Origin of the sequence: Micromonospora foliorum (assembly GCF_022229015.1) — a bacterium.
In the GTDB taxonomy this organism is placed as follows: Bacteria; Actinomycetota; Actinomycetes; order Mycobacteriales; family Micromonosporaceae; genus Micromonospora; species Micromonospora foliorum.
On sequence record NZ_JAKKFF010000134.1, the window covers coordinates 1 to 15,542 of the forward strand.

At 70.9% G+C, this 15,542-nt stretch carries 13 protein-coding genes; 10 read left to right on the forward strand and 3 right to left on the reverse strand.

Going from position 1 to position 15,542, the window contains the following annotated elements:
• The 9 genes from PSH25_RS11900 to PSH25_RS11940 form a co-directional block, all read left to right on the forward strand.
• Positions 1-677 (forward strand): serine/threonine kinase C-terminal domain-containing protein (locus PSH25_RS11900; protein WP_502361346.1); only part of this gene is annotated, 677 nt, incomplete at its 5' end.
• A gap of 102 nt (positions 678-779) precedes the next feature.
• Positions 780-1,589, forward strand: a complete 810-nt coding sequence (locus PSH25_RS11905) for a metal-dependent hydrolase (RefSeq protein WP_238659155.1) — start codon at positions 780-782, stop codon at positions 1,587-1,589.
• Positions 1,586-2,494: an amidohydrolase family protein gene (locus PSH25_RS11910; RefSeq protein ID WP_238659156.1), complete on the forward strand. Its 909-nt coding sequence runs from the start codon at positions 1,586-1,588 to the stop codon at positions 2,492-2,494. Before PSH25_RS11905 ends, PSH25_RS11910 begins: the two co-directional genes overlap by 4 nt.
• A gap of 489 nt (positions 2,495-2,983) precedes the next feature.
• Positions 2,984-4,033 (forward strand): LacI family DNA-binding transcriptional regulator, encoded by a 1,050-nt coding sequence (locus PSH25_RS11915; protein ID WP_238659165.1) that lies wholly within the window; start codon positions 2,984-2,986, stop codon positions 4,031-4,033.
• Positions 4,034-4,117: 84 nt separating this feature from the next.
• Complete coding sequence (locus PSH25_RS11920; RefSeq protein ID WP_238659157.1) at positions 4,118-5,422, forward strand: ABC transporter substrate-binding protein; 1,305 nt, start codon at positions 4,118-4,120, stop codon at positions 5,420-5,422.
• A 67-nt stretch (positions 5,423-5,489) separates the two neighbouring features.
• Positions 5,490-6,458 (forward strand): carbohydrate ABC transporter permease, encoded by a 969-nt coding sequence (locus PSH25_RS11925; RefSeq protein ID WP_238659158.1) that lies wholly within the window; start codon positions 5,490-5,492, stop codon positions 6,456-6,458.
• A gap of 1 nt (position 6,459) precedes the next feature.
• Positions 6,460-7,347: a carbohydrate ABC transporter permease gene (locus PSH25_RS11930; protein WP_238659159.1), complete on the forward strand. Its 888-nt coding sequence runs from the start codon at positions 6,460-6,462 to the stop codon at positions 7,345-7,347.
• Positions 7,344-9,575: an alpha-xylosidase gene (yicI, locus tag PSH25_RS11935; protein ID WP_238659160.1), complete on the forward strand. Its 2,232-nt coding sequence runs from the start codon at positions 7,344-7,346 to the stop codon at positions 9,573-9,575. The genes PSH25_RS11930 and yicI overlap by 4 nt, the downstream gene beginning before the upstream one ends.
• Complete coding sequence (locus PSH25_RS11940) at positions 9,572-10,981, forward strand: GH1 family beta-glucosidase (RefSeq protein WP_238659161.1); 1,410 nt, start codon at positions 9,572-9,574, stop codon at positions 10,979-10,981. Before yicI ends, PSH25_RS11940 begins: the two co-directional genes overlap by 4 nt.
• A 110-nt stretch (positions 10,982-11,091) precedes the next feature.
• On the opposite strand, the gene PSH25_RS11945 is transcribed toward PSH25_RS11940, so the two are convergent.
• Positions 11,092-12,282 carry an MFS transporter gene (locus PSH25_RS11945; protein ID WP_238659162.1) on the reverse strand — a complete coding sequence of 397 codons (1,191 nt, stop codon included), beginning with the start codon at positions 12,280-12,282 and terminating at the stop codon, positions 11,092-11,094.
• A 16-nt stretch (positions 12,283-12,298) separates the two neighbouring features.
• Here PSH25_RS11945 and PSH25_RS11950 point away from each other — a divergent pair, with 16 nt between their 5' ends.
• The gene (locus PSH25_RS11950) at positions 12,299-13,363 is read left to right on the forward strand and encodes a LacI family DNA-binding transcriptional regulator (protein WP_238659163.1); all 1,065 of its coding nucleotides are present in this window, start codon (positions 12,299-12,301) and stop codon (positions 13,361-13,363) included.
• Between the two features lie 73 nt (positions 13,364-13,436).
• Here PSH25_RS11950 and PSH25_RS11955 read toward each other — a convergent pair whose 3' ends face one another.
• Complete coding sequence (locus PSH25_RS11955; protein WP_238659166.1) at positions 13,437-14,030, reverse strand: nucleotidyltransferase family protein; 594 nt, start codon at positions 14,028-14,030, stop codon at positions 13,437-13,439.
• A 171-nt stretch (positions 14,031-14,201) separates the two neighbouring features.
• Positions 14,202-15,542 (reverse strand): bifunctional 3'-5' exonuclease/DNA polymerase (locus PSH25_RS11960; RefSeq protein WP_238659164.1); only part of this gene is annotated, 1,341 nt, incomplete at its 5' end.

Consider the following 15,542-nt stretch of genomic DNA (forward strand, 5'->3'; position numbering starts at 1 on the left):
GCCGGCCCGGCCGGCGGCGGCGCCTGATCGCCCTGGGTGGTGCGGCCACCGCGCTGCTCGTCGCGGGAGGCGTCACGCTGGCGCTGGTCACCCGGCACGACGAGCGGACTCCACCGTCCGGCTCGGGTGGTGGTGCGCCGACCTCCCGACCGGCGGCGTTCGCCTGCTCGTCGGCCCCGCCGCCGTCGGCGACCCCGGTGGTGTCGGCGTCACCGCCGGCCGACGTGAAGTACGCGCTGCGCGAGGGCTGGACCTGGTACGACGACCCGACCGGGTTTCGGATCGCCGCGCCGGTGGGGTGGGCGCGCTGGACCGAGGGCTCGGCGACCTGCTTCCGGAGATCCGGCGGGTCCCGGGTGCTCAGCGTCGAGGCGGGGCCGGCCCGCGCGGATCCGGTGGCGCACTGGAAGACCGAGGAGGCTCGGCTGACCACGAGTGAGGCGCTGCCGGGCTATCGCAGGGTGGACATCTCCGCGATGGACATCTTCGAGGGTGGCGCGGTGTGGGAGTGCGGTTGGCAGAACGCCCTCGGCGTTGCGGTGCACAGCTTCCGGCTGCTGGCCAACACTTCGGCCGACCGCTCCTACACCGTCTCGTGGTTGACAGAAGAGTTCGATTGGCAGGTCAACGCGGCATACTTGCCGATGATCCGGCAGAGCTTCACCCCCACCCTGTGACGCCGTCCGATGTGGACCTTCCGGGTGATGCCCCTGCGGCGCCGACGCTGACTACAGTGGCGTAGTTTTGGCGCTCAAGATCCCTGGGGAGGGTGAGCCGAGATGATGGGACCGCAACACGCGCTGTCCGGCGCGGCGGTGTGGCTGGCGGGCTCCTGGGCACTGGAGCAGTTCGCCGACTACCACCAGTCGCCACTCGCTTTGGCGGTGGGCACCGCGGTGTGCGCCGGTGGCGCGCTCTTTCCCGACCTCGACATGTCGGGCAAGGTGACCAAGAACCAGGGTGGGGCGACCGTTTCCCGTACCTTCGGGGTCTTCTCGCTCTTCGCCGCCGAGGTGATGGAGAAGATTTCCCTCGGGGTCTACTACGCCACCAAGCTCAGCAGGGACCCACGCCGCAACAACGGGCACCGGACGCTTACCCACACGCTGCCGTTCACCGTGCTTGTCGGCTGGGGCACCACCGCGCTCTGCGCCGCGTACGGCAAATGGGCGGTCATCACCATCCTGTTCTTCATGTTCGGCCTGGCGCTGCGCGGGCTGTTCGACGACTGGGCCGAACGGGCCGGGTGGGTGATCATCACCCTCGCCTCGGCCGGGGCGGCCTGGTTCACCTTCGCCAACCTGCCGGGTGGACGCGGCTATCCGTTGATCGGCACCGCGCTGGGCGTGGGCTGCTTCGTGCACATCCTCGGCGACATGATCACCAGAGCCGGCGTGCCGATCCTCTGGCCGATCCCGATCAAACGGCGCATGTGGATGATGATCGGCCTGCCGAACAGCATCGCGCTGCGCGTCGGCAGCAAGGCCGAAGTGGTCGGGATGCGCATCGCACTGACCGTCGTCTCGGCGCTCGCGACCGTCGGCCTGATCGCGCCCTCCGTGCTGAGCCGATTCGACATCGACATATGACCGATCCGGCGCCGGTGGTCCCGCCAGTCGAGGACGAACGCGTGCCGGAGTTCTGCCGCTCGCTGGGGCTGCCCGGCCTCGCCGACGTGCACGTGCACTTCCTGCCACCGCGACTGCTGCGTCGGGTGTGGGCCTACTTCGACGCCGCCGGGCCACTGGTCGGCACCGAATGGCCGATCCGCTACCGGTGGAGCGACGCCGACCGGGTCGCCCACCTGCGCCGGCTCGGGGTACGGGCGTTCAGCGCGTTGGCGTACGCCCACCGGCCGGGCATGGCCGCGGAACTCAACCGCTGGACCCTGGACTTCGCCCGCGACACCCCCGGGTGCCTGGCCTCGGCCACGTTCTACCCCGAGCCGGAAGCCCCCGGGTACGTCGAGGCGGCCCTCGCCGAAGGTGCCCAGGTGTTCAAGCTGCACCTGCAGGTCGGCGGTTTCGCGCCAACCGATCCGGCGCTGGACCCGGTCTGGGGGATGCTCTCCGACGCGGGAGTGCCGGTCGTGGTGCACGCCGGGCACGCGCCGGTGGGAACCGCCCACACCGGCCCGGACCCGTTCGCCGCCCTACTCGCCCGCCACCCCCGGCTGACCGCCGTCGTGGCGCACATGGGCGCCCCGGACTACCGGGCCTTCCTGGACCTCGCCGAGACGTACGAGCGGGTCCGGCTGGACACCACCATGGCGTTCACGCCGTTCTTCGACCAGTTCGTCCCCTTCCCCGCCAACGAGTTGCCCCGGTTGCGCGAGCTGGGGCTGGCCGGCAAGGTGCTGCTGGGCAGCGACTTCCCGAACATCCCGTACCCGTACGCCGAGCAGGTGACCGGGCTGGCCCGACTGGACCTGGGCGACGACTGGCTGCGCGCGGTCTGCTGGAACAGCGCCGCCGCCCTCTTCAACCTGCCCTGATCCGCGACCGCCGCGCGCCATCGCCCTCACCCTCACCCTCGCTTTTCCCGTCCTCGGCCCACCGCGACGTGCCGCCCCCGTCGCCCCGCCGTGCCACCCTCTCGCCGCGCGCCCTCGCCTCCTCGCCGCGCGCCCTCGCCTCCTCGCCTCCTCGCCCTCTCGCCCTCGCCCTCTCGCCCCCGCCCCCGCACCCGCACCCCTCAAGATCGTGCTCGATCCTTGTTGTAGTGGCCTCCGCGACGGCCCGAGGGGACTACATCCAGGATCGAGCACGATCTTGAGGGGTGCGCGGCGCACGGCGCGCGGCACGGGGGCGCGCGGCACGGGGGCGCGTTGAGGGCCGGGCGACTGTTGAATTCTTTTCGACATCGGCTATTGACGTCGCCGTAACAGGTGGCCTAGCGTCCTGTCGAACCGCTTCGTCGAAACGCTTCGACGAAGTTCGGGAGCGGTCCCACCCCAGGCCGGAGGAGGTGCGCGGTGGCCACCATGCACGACGTCGCCCGCCTCGCACAGGTCTCGGTCAGCACCGTCTCGTACGTGCTCACCGGCACCCGGCCGATCTCGCAGGCCACCCGCAACAAGGTACTGGCCGCGATGGCGCAGCTCGACTACCAGCCCAACGCGATGGCCCGAGGGCTGGCGAGTCGCCGCAGCCGCATCCTCGGTCTGCTGATGCCGATGGACGAGCGCGGCCTCGGCGCCACCGAGACCGCGTTCGTCACCGGTGCCGCCGCCGCGGCCAGCGTCGCCGGTTACCACCTGGTGCTCTCGCCGGTCGGCGGGGGCAACCTCGACGACCTGCGTCGGCTGGCCAGTCAGCGGATGCTCGACGGGGTCGTGCTGATGGAGGTCCAGCTGGCCGACGAGCGGGTCACCGTGCTCCAGGAGGCGGGGGTGCCGTTGGTGCTGATCGGCCGCACCGGCGACACCAGCACCCTCTCCTACGTCGACATCGACTTCGACCAGACCGTCCGGGAGGCCGTCGCGCACCTGGTCGGGCTCGGTCACCGGCGGATCGTCTACGTCAACCACTCGGCCGCGACGCTGGCCAGCGGTTACGGGCCGGCGCTGCGGACCCGTGACGCCTTCACCGCGGCGATGACCGGGCACGGCCTGGAGCCGGTGATGATCGCGGCCGAGGACAGCGCCGCCGGCGGGCGGGCCGCCCTGGCCGCCGCGTTCGCGCAAGCCCCGGAGCTGACCGCGGTGCTGGCCATGAACGAGACGGCGATCTTCGGCATCCTCGGCGAGTTGACCGGCCGCGGGTTGTCGGTGCCCGACGACGTCTCCGTCGTCTCGATGGTCACCTCGCCGCAGGTCGCCGAACTGGCCACCCCGGCGCTGACCGCGATGACGTCACCCGGTTCGGCGCTCGGCCGGATCGCGATCGAGGCGCTGACGCGCCACCTGGATGGCCCCGCCGACCACCGTCACCAGCAACTGCTGCCGTGCGCGTTGGAGGTGCGAGGGTCGACCGCCGCGCCACGGCGGACGGCATTGATCACCCCTGGCCCATCGTCGAACGACGGGGGCTGACCAGCGAAAACGGCCCGCCATCGCGCTGCAACGCGACGACGGGCCCCGTGAAGTACCGGCTAGTACTCAACGAGGAGGATAGTAATGCAGCGATTCCACCGGCTCGTCGCCGCGATCGCCCTGGCCGCGACCGCGACGACCACCGTGGCCGCCTGCGGCGGTGGTGACAACGGGGACAACAGCGACGCCAAGACCCTCAAGCTCTGGCACTACGAGAGCGAGAACAGCGCCATGGGGGTCGGCTGGAACCGGGCGATCGAGATCTTCAAGTCCGAGCACCCGGGCGTCGAGGTGCGCTTCGAGCGCAAGGCGTTCGAGCAGATCCAGCAGAACGCTGGCATGATCATCAATTCGTCCGAGGGCCCGGACATCATGGAGTACAACAAGGGCAACGCGACCGCCGGGCTGCTCTCCTCCCAGGGCCTGCTGGCCGACCTGAGCACCGAGGCCGACAAGCGCGGCTGGGCCGGCAAGCTCAGCCCCAGCCTGCAGACCACCGCCCGGTACAGCGACAAGGGCGTGATGGGCTCCGGCAAGTGGTTCGGTGTGCCGAACTACGGCGAGTACGTCACGGTCTACTACAACAAGGACCTGTTCCAGCAGAACGGCGTCAAGGTCCCGACCACCATGGCCGAGATGACCGCCGCGATGGACACCTTCGTCGGCAAGGGCATCACCCCGCTGGGCATGGCCGGCGCCGAGTACCCGGCCGGGCAGCTCTTCTACCAGCTCGCCCTCTCCAAGGGTGACCGGCAGTTCATCGACAACTACCAGCTCTACAAGAACCCTGTCGACTTCAAGGCCGACCCGCTCAAGTACGGCGCGGACACCTTCGCCCAGTGGGTGCAGAAGGGTTACGTGGCGAAGAACTCGGCCAGCCTCAAGGCCGAGGACATGGGCACCGCCTTCATTGGCGGCAAGGTTCCGATGATCGTCTCGGGTAGCTGGTGGTACGGCCGGTTCAAGGCCGAGATGAAGGCCAACTGGGACACCTTCCTCTTCCCCGGCAACACCCTGCAGGCCGGCTCCTCCGGCAACCTCTGGGTGGTTCCGGAGAACAGCAAGGCCAAGAGCCTGGCGTACGACTTCATCGACATCACCCTGCGCCCGGAGATCCAGGACCTGATCGGCAACAACGGTGGTGTTCCGGTCGCCGCCGACGCGTCGAAGATCAGCGACCCGAAGGACCGCAAGCTGATCGAGGACTTCAACACGGTCAGCAAGCAGGACGGGCTCGCCTTCTACCCGGACTGGCCGGTCCCCGGCTACTACGACGTGCTGGTCTCCGGCTTCCAGGGGCTGATCAACGGCTCGAAGACGCCCGACCAGGTCCTCGACACGATCGCCAAGCCGTACGCCGATGGCGTCAAGGAGATCACCGGCAAGTGACACGGCGAGCGGCGGGCGTGACCGGCAGAACCGGCGCGCCCGCCCGCCCCGCCGGGAAGGATCTTCCATGGCAGTCTCCGAGACGGTCGCCGCCACACCGCCGGCCGCGACCCCCACCCCGCCCGCGCCGAGCCGCAGACGACGCGGCCGCAACGCGGCGTACTGGCTCTACCTGCTCCCCGGAGCGGTGCTCTTTCTCCTGGTCATCGGCGCGCCGCTGGTCGGCACCCTCTATCTGTCGCTGACCAAGTGGTCCGGCATCGGCGACCCCCGGTGGGTCGGCCTGGACAACTACCAGCAGTTGCTGCAGGACGACGTGTTCTGGGCGTCGTTCCGCAACACGGTCTGGATGCTCGTCGCGATGGTGGTGGTGCCCACCCTGCTCGGGCTGCTGCTCGCCGCGCTGCTCTTCGACGTCATCGGCCGCCGGTTCAAGCCCCGCACCGCCGCCGCGCTGCGGGCCGCGTTCTACCTCCCGCAGGTGCTGCCCGTCGTGGTGGCCGGCATCGTCTGGGGCTGGATCCTGCGCCCCGACGGCGCGTTCAACAGCCTCCTCGACGCGGTCGGTCTCGGCGCGCTGCGCCACGACTGGCTCGGCGACCCGGGCACCGCCCTGCCGGCCGTGATGGCCGTGATGATCTGGGTGCAGATCGGCTACCCGGTGGTCGTCTTCATGGCGGCGTTGCAGCGGGTCGACCCCGAGCTGTACGAGGCGGCCGAGGTCGACGGCGCGAACTGGCTGCACCGGTTCCGGGCGATCACCCTTCCCCAGATCCGGCCGGAGACCTTCGTGGTGGCCCTGACCTGCACCATCGCCGCGTTGAAGGTGTTCGGGCCGATCTTCGCCCTGACCCGGGGCGGCCCGGACAACGCCACGAACGTGCCGTCGTACTTCGCCTACTACACGTTCTTCAAGAAGCTGCAGGTCGGCTACGGCTCCGCGATCTCCACCGTGCTGACACTGATCATCGTGGTGGTGGCCGGGATCTTCATCTGGATGCAGGCCCGCAGCGAGCGCCGGGACCGGGGGTTCTGACATGGCCGTCACGCTCACACCGAGCACGGCGCCGGTGACGCCGGCCCGGCCCGTACGTGATCGACACCACCGCGGCGTCAGCCGCTGGGTGGTGCTCACCCTGGTCACCCTCGGCGCGCTCGTCATGCTGGTGCCGTTCGCGTTCATGCTGCTCAACGCGTTCAAGTCGCCGGGCGACTACTCGTCGGGCGGCCCACTGAGCTGGCCGACGGAGTTCTACACCAAGGGTCTGCGCACGTACTGGACCGAGGTCAACTTCCCGCTGAAGTTCTGGAACTCGGCGGTCATCGCCGGCTCGGTGGCCGTGCTCGGCGTCGCCGTGTCACTGCTCAACGCGTACGCGCTGGGCATCGGCCGGGTCCGCGGCCGGCTGTGGATCGTCGGTCTCTTCCTGCTGGCCAACATGCTGCCGCAGGAGGCGCTGATCTACCCGCTGTACTACGTGGCGAAGCAGGTCGGCCTCTACAACACCCAGCTCTCGGTGATCATCATCTTCACCGTGATCCAGAGCGCGTTCGGCACGTACCTGCTCGCCTCGGTGATGGGTACGTTCCCGCGCTCGCTGCTGGAGGCCGCCGCGCTGGACGGCGCCGGCAAGTGGACGGTGCTGTGGCGGGTGGTCTTCCCCAACCTGCGGCCCACCCTCGCGGTGCTGCTCATCTTCTTCTTCATCTGGACGTGGAACGAGTTCCTCATCCCGCTGGTCATGCTCATCGACAACCAGACGCAGACCATCCCGGTCGCGCTCGCGTCGTTGCAGGGCGACCGGCTGATGGACGCTCCGACCACCAACGCCGGCGCGCTGATCAGCCTGGTGCCGGCCATCCTCTTCTTCCTCATCTTCCAGCGCACTCTGGCGCGCGGCATCACGGCAGGAGCCGAGAAGTGAAGTTCACCGACGGGTACTGGCAGCTGCGCCCCGGCGTCAGCGTCCTGCGCCCCGGCACCGTGGAGTCGGTCGAGCCGGACGAGCGCGGCTTCACCGTCTTCGCGCCGACCGGCAAGATCACCGGACGCGGCGACACCCTCAACCGCCCCCTGGTCACCGTCCGGTTCTTCTCCCCCGCCCCCGGCGTCATCGGGGTGACCATCGCCCACCACACCGGAGGGCTGCCCCGCGAGCCGCATTTCGGGCTGAGCACCGACGAGTCTCACCCGGTCACCGTCGACGTCACCGGGCTCAGCGCGACGCTGACCACCGGCGAGCTGACCGCGCGGGTCGCGCTCATCGACGGGTGGCGGGTCGACTTCCTGCACGGCGACCGGCTGGTCACCGCGTCCACCGAGCGCAGCATCGGCGTCGTCACCGACGCCGAGGGCCGCCGGCACGTGCACGAACGGCTCGCCCTCGGTGTCGGTGAGACGGTGTACGGGCTGGGCGAGCGCTTCGGCCCGTTCGTCAAGAACGGGCAGACCGTCGACATCTGGAACGCCGACGGGGGCACCGCCAGCGAGCAGGCGTACAAGAACGTGCCGTTCTACCTGAGCAGCGCCGGCTACGGGGTCTTCGTGGACCACCCGGAGCACGTGTCGTTCGAGGTCGGTTCCGAGGTCGTCACGCAGACCCAGTTCAGCGTCGAGGGCCAGTCGCTCACCTACTACGTCATCGACGGGCCGCACCCGAAGGACGTGCTGCGCCGGTACACCGCGCTCACCGGCCGCCCGGCCCGGATCCCCGCGTGGTCGTACGGGCTCTGGTTGTCCACCTCGTTCACCACCTCGTACGACGAGAAGACGGTGACCGAGTTCGTCGACGGGATGGCCGAGCGCGGGCTGCCGCTGTCGGTGTTCCACTTCGACTGCTTCTGGATGCGTCAGTTCCACTGGGTGGACTTCGTCTGGGATCCGGCGACCTTCCCCGACCCGGAGGGGATGCTGCGCCGGCTGCACGAGCGCGACCTGAAGGTGTGCGTCTGGATCAACCCGTACATCGCGCAGCGCTCGTACCTCTTCGAGGAGGGCCGCGCGGCCGGTTACCTGGTCCGCAACCCCGACGGTTCGGTCTGGCAGTGGGACAAGTGGCAGGCCGGCATGGCGCTCGTCGACTTCACCAACCCGGACGCGGTCCGGTGGTTCACCGGCAAGCTCAAGGCGCTGCTGGACATGGGCGTCGACTGCTTCAAGACCGACTTCGGCGAGCGCATCCCGACCGACGTGGTGTGGCACGACGGCTCGGACCCGCAGCGGATGCACAACTACTACTCGTACCTCTACAACAAGGCGGTCTTCGAACTGCTGGAGAGCGAGCGCGGCGAGGGTGAGGCGGTGCTGTTCGCCCGCTCGGCGACCGCCGGCGGGCAGCAGTTCCCGGTGCACTGGGGCGGCGACTGCGAGTCGACGTTCGTCGCGATGGCCGAGTCGCTGCGCGGCGGGTTGTCCCTGGCGGCGTCCGGCTTCGGCTACTGGAGCCACGACATCGGCGGCTTCGAGGGCACTCCGGACCCGGCGGTGTTCAAGCGGTGGGTCGCCTTCGGGCTGCTCTCCTCGCACTCCCGGCTGCACGGGTCCGGCTCGTACCGGGTGCCGTGGGCGTACGACGAGGAGGCCGTCGACGTGCTGCGGCACTTCACCCACCTCAAGCTCGGCCTGATGCCGTACCTGGCGGCCGCCGCCCAGGAGGCACACCGCGACGGGACGCCGGTGATGCGGCCGATGTTCCTGGAGTTCCCGGACGACCCGGCGACGGCGCACCTGGACCGGCAGTACATGCTCGGCCCGGACGTGCTGGTCGCGCCGGTGCTCAGCGCCGACGGCGACGTCACCTACTACGTGCCCGCCGGCACCTGGACGCACCTGGTCACCGGCGCGCAGGTCACCGGCCCGGCCTGGGTGACCGAGAAGCACGGCTTCGACAGCCTGCCGGTGCTGGCCCGACCGGGCGCGGTCATCCCGTTCGGCTCGCGCACCGACCGACCGGACTACGAGTGGGCCGACGATGTCCGGCTGCGGGTGTACGCACCGACCGAGGGGCAGCGGACCCGGGTACGGGTACCGTCACCCGGCAACGGACCGGGCGCCGAGTTCGACGTGCGCTACGAGGATGGGACGGCCAGCGCCCGACTGGTCGCCGGCACCTCGACGGGCTACATCTGCGAGATCCAGGGGACGGAACGATGACGCAACACCACTTCCCGGAGAGCTTCGTCTGGGGCTCGGCGACCGCCGCGTACCAGATCGAGGGCGCGGCGACCGAGGACGGGCGCGGACCGTCCATCTGGGACACCTACAGCCACACACCCGGCCGGACCCTCAACGGTGACACCGGTGACGTGGCCGCCGACCACTACCACCGGTGGGCCGACGACCTCGGGCACATCGCCGACCTCGGGCTCGGCGCGTACCGGTTCTCCATCTCCTGGCCCCGGGTGCAGCCGGGCGGCTCGGGCCGGTTCAACCAGGCGGGCATCGACTTCTACTCCCGGCTGGTGGACGGGCTGCTGGAGCGGGGCGTCCGCCCGGTGGCCACCATGTACCACTGGGACCTGCCGCAGGAGTTGGAGGACGCCGGCGGGTGGGCGGTGCGGGAGACCGCGTTGCGCTTCCAGGAGTACGCGGCGGGCATCGTCGGCGCGCTGGGCGACCGGGTGCACACGTGGACGACGCTCAACGAGCCGTGGTGCTCCGCGTACCTGGGCTACGCCTCCGGGGTGCACGCGCCGGGTCGGACCGAGCCGGCGGCGGCGCTGGCCGCGGTGCACCACCTCAACCTCGCGCACGGCCTGGCCGGTCGGGTGGTCCGGGAGCTGGCCCCGTCCGCCGAGCTGTCGGTGACGCTGAACCTGCACGTCATCCGGGGCGCGTCCGACTCGGCCGCCGACCAGGACGCGGTCCGGCGGATCGACGCGTTGGCGAACCGGGCGTTCCTCGGCCCGATGCTCGACGGGGAGTACCCGGCCGACCTGTTGGCCGACACCGCCTCCGTCACCGACTGGTCGTTCGTCCGCGAGGGCGACGAGAAGCTGATCGCGGTGCCGCTGGACGTGCTCGGGGTCAACTACTACTCCAGCACCCTGGTCCGGGCCTGGGACGGGGTGTCGGCCCGCTCCGACGCCGACGGGCACGGCGCGTCGACGTCCACGCCGTGGGTCGCCGCGGAGAACGTCGACTTCCTGCCGCAGCCCGGCCCGTACACGGCGATGGGTTGGAACATCGACCCGCCGGCGCTGACCGAGCTGCTGTTGCGCCTCCAGCGCGAATACCCCAGCCAGCCCATGATGATCACCGAGAACGGCGCGGCGTTCGACGATGTGGTGTCGGCCGACGGCCGGATCCACGACGACCGGCGGATCGACTACCTGCGTCGGCACATCGGCGCGATGGCCGACGCCCGCGCGCAGGGCGCGGACGTGCGCGGCTACTTCGTCTGGTCGTTGCTGGACAACTTCGAGTGGGGCTACGGCTACGACCGTCGCTTCGGCATCATCCGGGTCGACTACGACACCCAGGTACGCACCTGGAAGGACAGCGCCCACTGGTACCAGCGCCTTGCCGCCACCGGTGAGCTGGACCAGGCACAGGACTGACCGACCGTTCACGCGTCGCCGTCACCGCCCGCCGAGGGCTGGTGGCGGCGACGTCGTTCCGGCACCCGACCGCCACGCCGCCGCCCGGTCGACCGGAAACGGCGTCCGGCTCAGGCGTTGGTGCGGCGGGCACGAAGCCCGCCCCACAGCATCAGGAGGCAGACGCCGATCAGGACCGGTTCGAGGGCGAAGGCGGTGACCAGCCCGTACTTGTCGGCCAGGCTGCCGAGCAGGAAGGGCGAGACGCCGGCGACCACGCCGAGGATCAGTTGCGAGCGGGCGTTGGCCCGGTCCTCGTGTCCGCCGGCCGCGCCGAGGGTGAGCGCGAGCGAGAGCGGATAGAGATTCGCGATGCCCACCCCGCACAGGAACAGCCCGAGGACGGCGAGGAACGGCTGGTCGGTCAGCCAGAACAGGACGAAACTGGGGCCGGTGACCGCGAGTGAGGCGTACAGCAGCGCGACGCCGCGGCCGGGGCGGCGGGTCAGCCGCGCGCCGAGCAGGCGCCCGACCAGGATACCCAGGTAGTTGCTGCTCAGCGCAGTGCTGGCGGCGGTGGCGGACATGCCGGCGTGGATGAGCAGCTGGGGGCCGAAGTACACCAGACAGAACTCGATCGCCGAACTGACCGCGGTCAGCACGGCGAACAGCCAGCAGGCAAGCGGCAAGCCTCCGGCGCCCTTCGTCGCGGCGGGCCGAGGAACTGCCGGTAGCGGTTGGTGGCGGTAGCGCAGGTACAGCACCAGGATGACGACGGCGGGCAACGCGAACGTGGCGCGCCAGCCCACCGCGCTGGCCGCCAGCACGCCGAGGATCAGCGGGGCGAACACCGCGGAGGCACCGGCGCCCACGTTGGCCTCGGTCAACGCCCGATCGCGTCGATCACCGTGTCGGTCGGACAGAACCGCCTGAACGACGGTGAGCATCGTGGTCCCGGCCAGACCGAGCACCACGGCTCCGAGCAGGGTGGCCGGTACGCCCCCACCCAGGGTGAACAGACCCGCGCCGATGACGGTGGCGAGGGCCGAACACCACAACAGCACACCCCTGGCGAGCCGGCGAGCCGCCCACACGAACCCCATCGCGGCGAGGGCCGCGCCGGTCGCCAGGAGCAGTTCGTAGACGCCGAGCAGGGTGTAGGAAAACCCCCACTCCTCGCGCAGGAGGGTCAGCGCCGGCCCGAAGGCGTACAGCCAGAACGTCCAGCAGCCCAGGGCGGCGTACGACAGCACGGTCGGCGCATCCCGTACGAACGTCTCGGTCTCGGTCGCGGCCTGCCGCCGCGTTGTGTATCGATACACAGATAGAGTGTGTGCCATGAACCGCCCCGCGGGCAACCCCAAGCGGCCGACGCTGCGCCAGGTGGCAAGCGCTGCCGGCGTCTCTCCGATGACGGTTTCCTACACCTACTCACAGCCGGGAAGGGTTTCCGCCGAGACTGCGGAGAAGGTGCGCGCGGCAGCGCGGAAGCTGGGCTATCCCGGGCCACACCCAGCGGCCCGCGGGTTGCGCCGTGGACGGGTCGGCACGCTCGGCGTCGTGCTCGGTGAGCGGTTGAGCTATGCCTTCGACGATCCGCAGGCGGCACGCTTTCTCGCGGGTGTCTCCGACGTGTGCGCCGCCGAGGGCGTCGGACTCACCCTGGTCCCGATCACCGGCGCACCCTCCGACGCCGAGCGCGTCGCGCAGGCAGCCGTGGATGGCTTCGTCGTCTGGACCACCAGCGACGATGACCCGGTTCTGGACGCCGTCGCCGACACCGGCCTGCCCGCGGTGGTGCACGCCGGCCCGCACCGGCGGGACCTGCCGGTGATCGGCATCGATGACCGGGCCGCCGCCGCAGCGGTCGGACGGGTGGCCTTCGCCGAGGCCCGACGCCCGCTCGTGCTCGGCTTCCCGCTCGATCGGAGTCGCGCCCGCCAACTGCTCACCGGCGACGAGGAACCGGAGGTGAGGTTTCCGGTGACCCGGCACCGGTGGGAGGGGTTCCGGGACGCCTGGACACACTCGGGTCAGCGAGCCGAGGACCTGCGACTGGCCGTCTGCCCGGTCAACCACATCACCGAGGGCGAGACCTTCGCCGCCGAACTGCTCCGGGGCACCGACCCGCCGGACGCCATCGCCGCGATGAGCGACGAACTCGCCCTGGGTGCGCTGCGCGCCGTGGCGAGCGCCGGCCTACGCGTCCCCGACGACGTCGCGTTGACGGGCTGGGACGATTCCGACGCGGCCACGGACGCCGGACTGACCACCCTGGCCCAGTCCCTGCGCGACCAGGGGGCCCACTGCGCACGCGTGGCGCTCGGGCACCCCACCCACGCTTCGCCGCGGCACCAGTGGCACGTCGTGGCTCGCGCCACCACCACCCGCCGTCCACGCTGACATCGGCAACGCGACGTCCGTTCCGAAGCAGAGCAGCCGTCCTGGCGTTCGGGCTGACCGGGCGGTCGGGTCCTCAGACCCCGACGCGCTGCGGCGGAACGGTGAGCCCGTACATCTCCATCAGCTCCGGGGTGTCGACCCGGCTGCCGTCGGCCACCGAGTCGCAGGCGATGTCGACGATCTGGTCCTTGTGCGCCAACAGGTACGGTCGGGCGCCCACGTCGGCGCTGGCCAGGGTGGCGATGCCGGGCCAGTGCCGGCGGCCGAACAGCATCGGGTAACCGCGCAACCCGTCGTAGGTGGCGCAGACCAGCACGTCCGGGTACGGCAGCGCGGCCACCCGGCTGACCGCCTCGGCGGTCAGGCCCGGCATGTCGACCGGGACCACCACCACCGCCTCGATCCCCTCGTCGTCCATGGCGGCCAGGCCGGCCCGGATGGACGAGCCGACTCCGGTGCCCCACGCCTTGTTGATCACAACGGTGGCCTTGCCCAGGTCGGCGGTCTCCCGGACCTGCTCGGCGGCGGCACCCAGGACGACCACGATCTGCTCGCAGCCCGCCTCGGTCATCGTGTCGATCATCTGATTCACCAGGGGCTTGCCCCCCTGGTGCAGCAACGCCTCGGGACCACCGATCCGTCGTCCCCCGCCTGCGGCGATGATCATTCCTGCGATCCGGTTCAGCTGCGCCCCCTCCAGCACGGGACGGACCGTGACCGATCCGTCCCCTCCTACGGACACTGCAACGAGGACGCCCAGCCGAGGGTGGCGGGGCGAAAAGGAGAAATAGCACAACCGTTACACGACCGGCGTCTCCCGACGCGGACACTCGGTCGGTCAGGCCGCGTCGGCGTAGCAGTCGACGATGGACAGATCCAGCGGGAACCGGACCGGCGTCGCACCGAAGAGCAGCGCCGAGGCTCGCTCGCCGGACCGGTTGACCGCCTCGGCGACCGCGTCCGCCTGACCGGCGGGCGCGTGCACGACCACCTCGTCGTGCTGGAAGAAGACCAGCTCGGCGTCGGTGCCGAACAACTCCGTCCGCAGCGTGGCCAGCAACGTGGAGGCCCACTCCGCCGCCGTGGCCTGGATGACGAAGTTGCGGGTGAAGCGCCCCCGGGACCGCGCGGCACGCGCCCGTGGGCTGTGCGGATCGGCCGGCCCCTCCGGATCGGAGGGCTCGTCGTCGAGATCACCGAACCCGGCCGAGCCGGGCGGGCACGTCCGCCCCAGCCACGACCGCACCAGGCCACCCGTCTCACCGGTGCGCGCGGCCGCCTCGACGTAACCGAACGCCGTCGGGTAGCTGCGCTTCAGCACCGCCAGGGCGGGCACCGCCGCCCCGCCGGTCTGCCCGTACATCGCGCCGAGCAGGGCCACCTTGGCCTTGGCCCGGTCGCCGCCGAACGAGTCCCGGGCCAGCGCCGCGTAGAGGTCGCCCGCACCACCCGCCGCCGCCAGCCGGGCGTCGCCGGAGACCGCGGCCAGCACCCGAGGCTCCAACTGGCCGGCGTCGGCGACCACCAACCGCCAGCCCGGATCGGCCACCACCGCCCGCCGGATCACCTTGGGGATCTGCAACGCGCCACCACCCCGGGTGGCCCACCGGCCGGAGACGACACCGCCCGGCACGTACTCCGGTTGGAACCGACCACCCCGCACCCACTGATCGAGCCAGGCCCAGCCGTGCGCCGTCCAGATCCGGTAGAGCTCCTTGTATTCCAGCACCAGCGGCACCGCCGGATGGTCCACCCCGCGCAGCACCCAGGCCCGGGTGTTGGGCAGCTCCACCCCGACCCGGGCGAACGCCTTCAGCAGCTCCGCCGGGGAGTCCGTGTGCAGGCCGCGTACGCCGAGCGCGTCGGCGATCCGGGCGGCCAGCTCGGCGAGCCGACGTGGCGGCCCACCGACCGGGGACGCCTCACCGAGCAGCTCGTGCAGGATCTCGTTGTGCACGTCGGCCCGCCAGGGCAGCCCGGCGGCGCCCATCTCCGCCGCGATCAACGCGCCGGCCGACTCGGCGGCCACCAGCAACCGGAACCGGCCGGGGTGCTCGGCCGCGGCAATGCGGGCGAGCTGGTCGGCGTACACCTGGGTCAGTGCCTCGATGCCCGGGCCCGGCGGGCCGGGCAGGGCGTCGAAGAGCGCGCCCTGGCCGTGCCCGGGTGGACGCCGACC

Excerpts from the sequence above, each read along its gene's own strand:
- PSH25_RS11925 (WP_238659158.1), top strand. The coding sequence starts at position 5,490 with ATGGCAGTCTCCGAGACGGTCGCCGCCACACCGCCGGCCGCGACCCCC.
- PSH25_RS11950 (WP_238659163.1), top strand. The coding sequence starts at position 12,299 with ATGAACCGCCCCGCGGGCAACCCCAAGCGGCCGACGCTGCGCCAGGTG.
- PSH25_RS11920 (WP_238659157.1), top strand. The coding sequence starts at position 4,118 with ATGCAGCGATTCCACCGGCTCGTCGCCGCGATCGCCCTGGCCGCGACC.
- PSH25_RS11915 (WP_238659165.1), top strand. The coding sequence starts at position 2,984 with ATGCACGACGTCGCCCGCCTCGCACAGGTCTCGGTCAGCACCGTCTCG.
- PSH25_RS11930 (WP_238659159.1), top strand. The coding sequence starts at position 6,460 with ATGGCCGTCACGCTCACACCGAGCACGGCGCCGGTGACGCCGGCCCGG.
- PSH25_RS11955 (WP_238659166.1), bottom strand. The coding sequence starts at position 14,030 with ATGATCATCGCCGCAGGCGGGGGACGACGGATCGGTGGTCCCGAGGCG.
- PSH25_RS11910 (WP_238659156.1), top strand. The coding sequence starts at position 1,586 with ATGACCGATCCGGCGCCGGTGGTCCCGCCAGTCGAGGACGAACGCGTG.
- PSH25_RS11905 (WP_238659155.1), top strand. The coding sequence starts at position 780 with ATGATGGGACCGCAACACGCGCTGTCCGGCGCGGCGGTGTGGCTGGCG.
- PSH25_RS11940 (WP_238659161.1), top strand. The coding sequence starts at position 9,572 with ATGACGCAACACCACTTCCCGGAGAGCTTCGTCTGGGGCTCGGCGACC.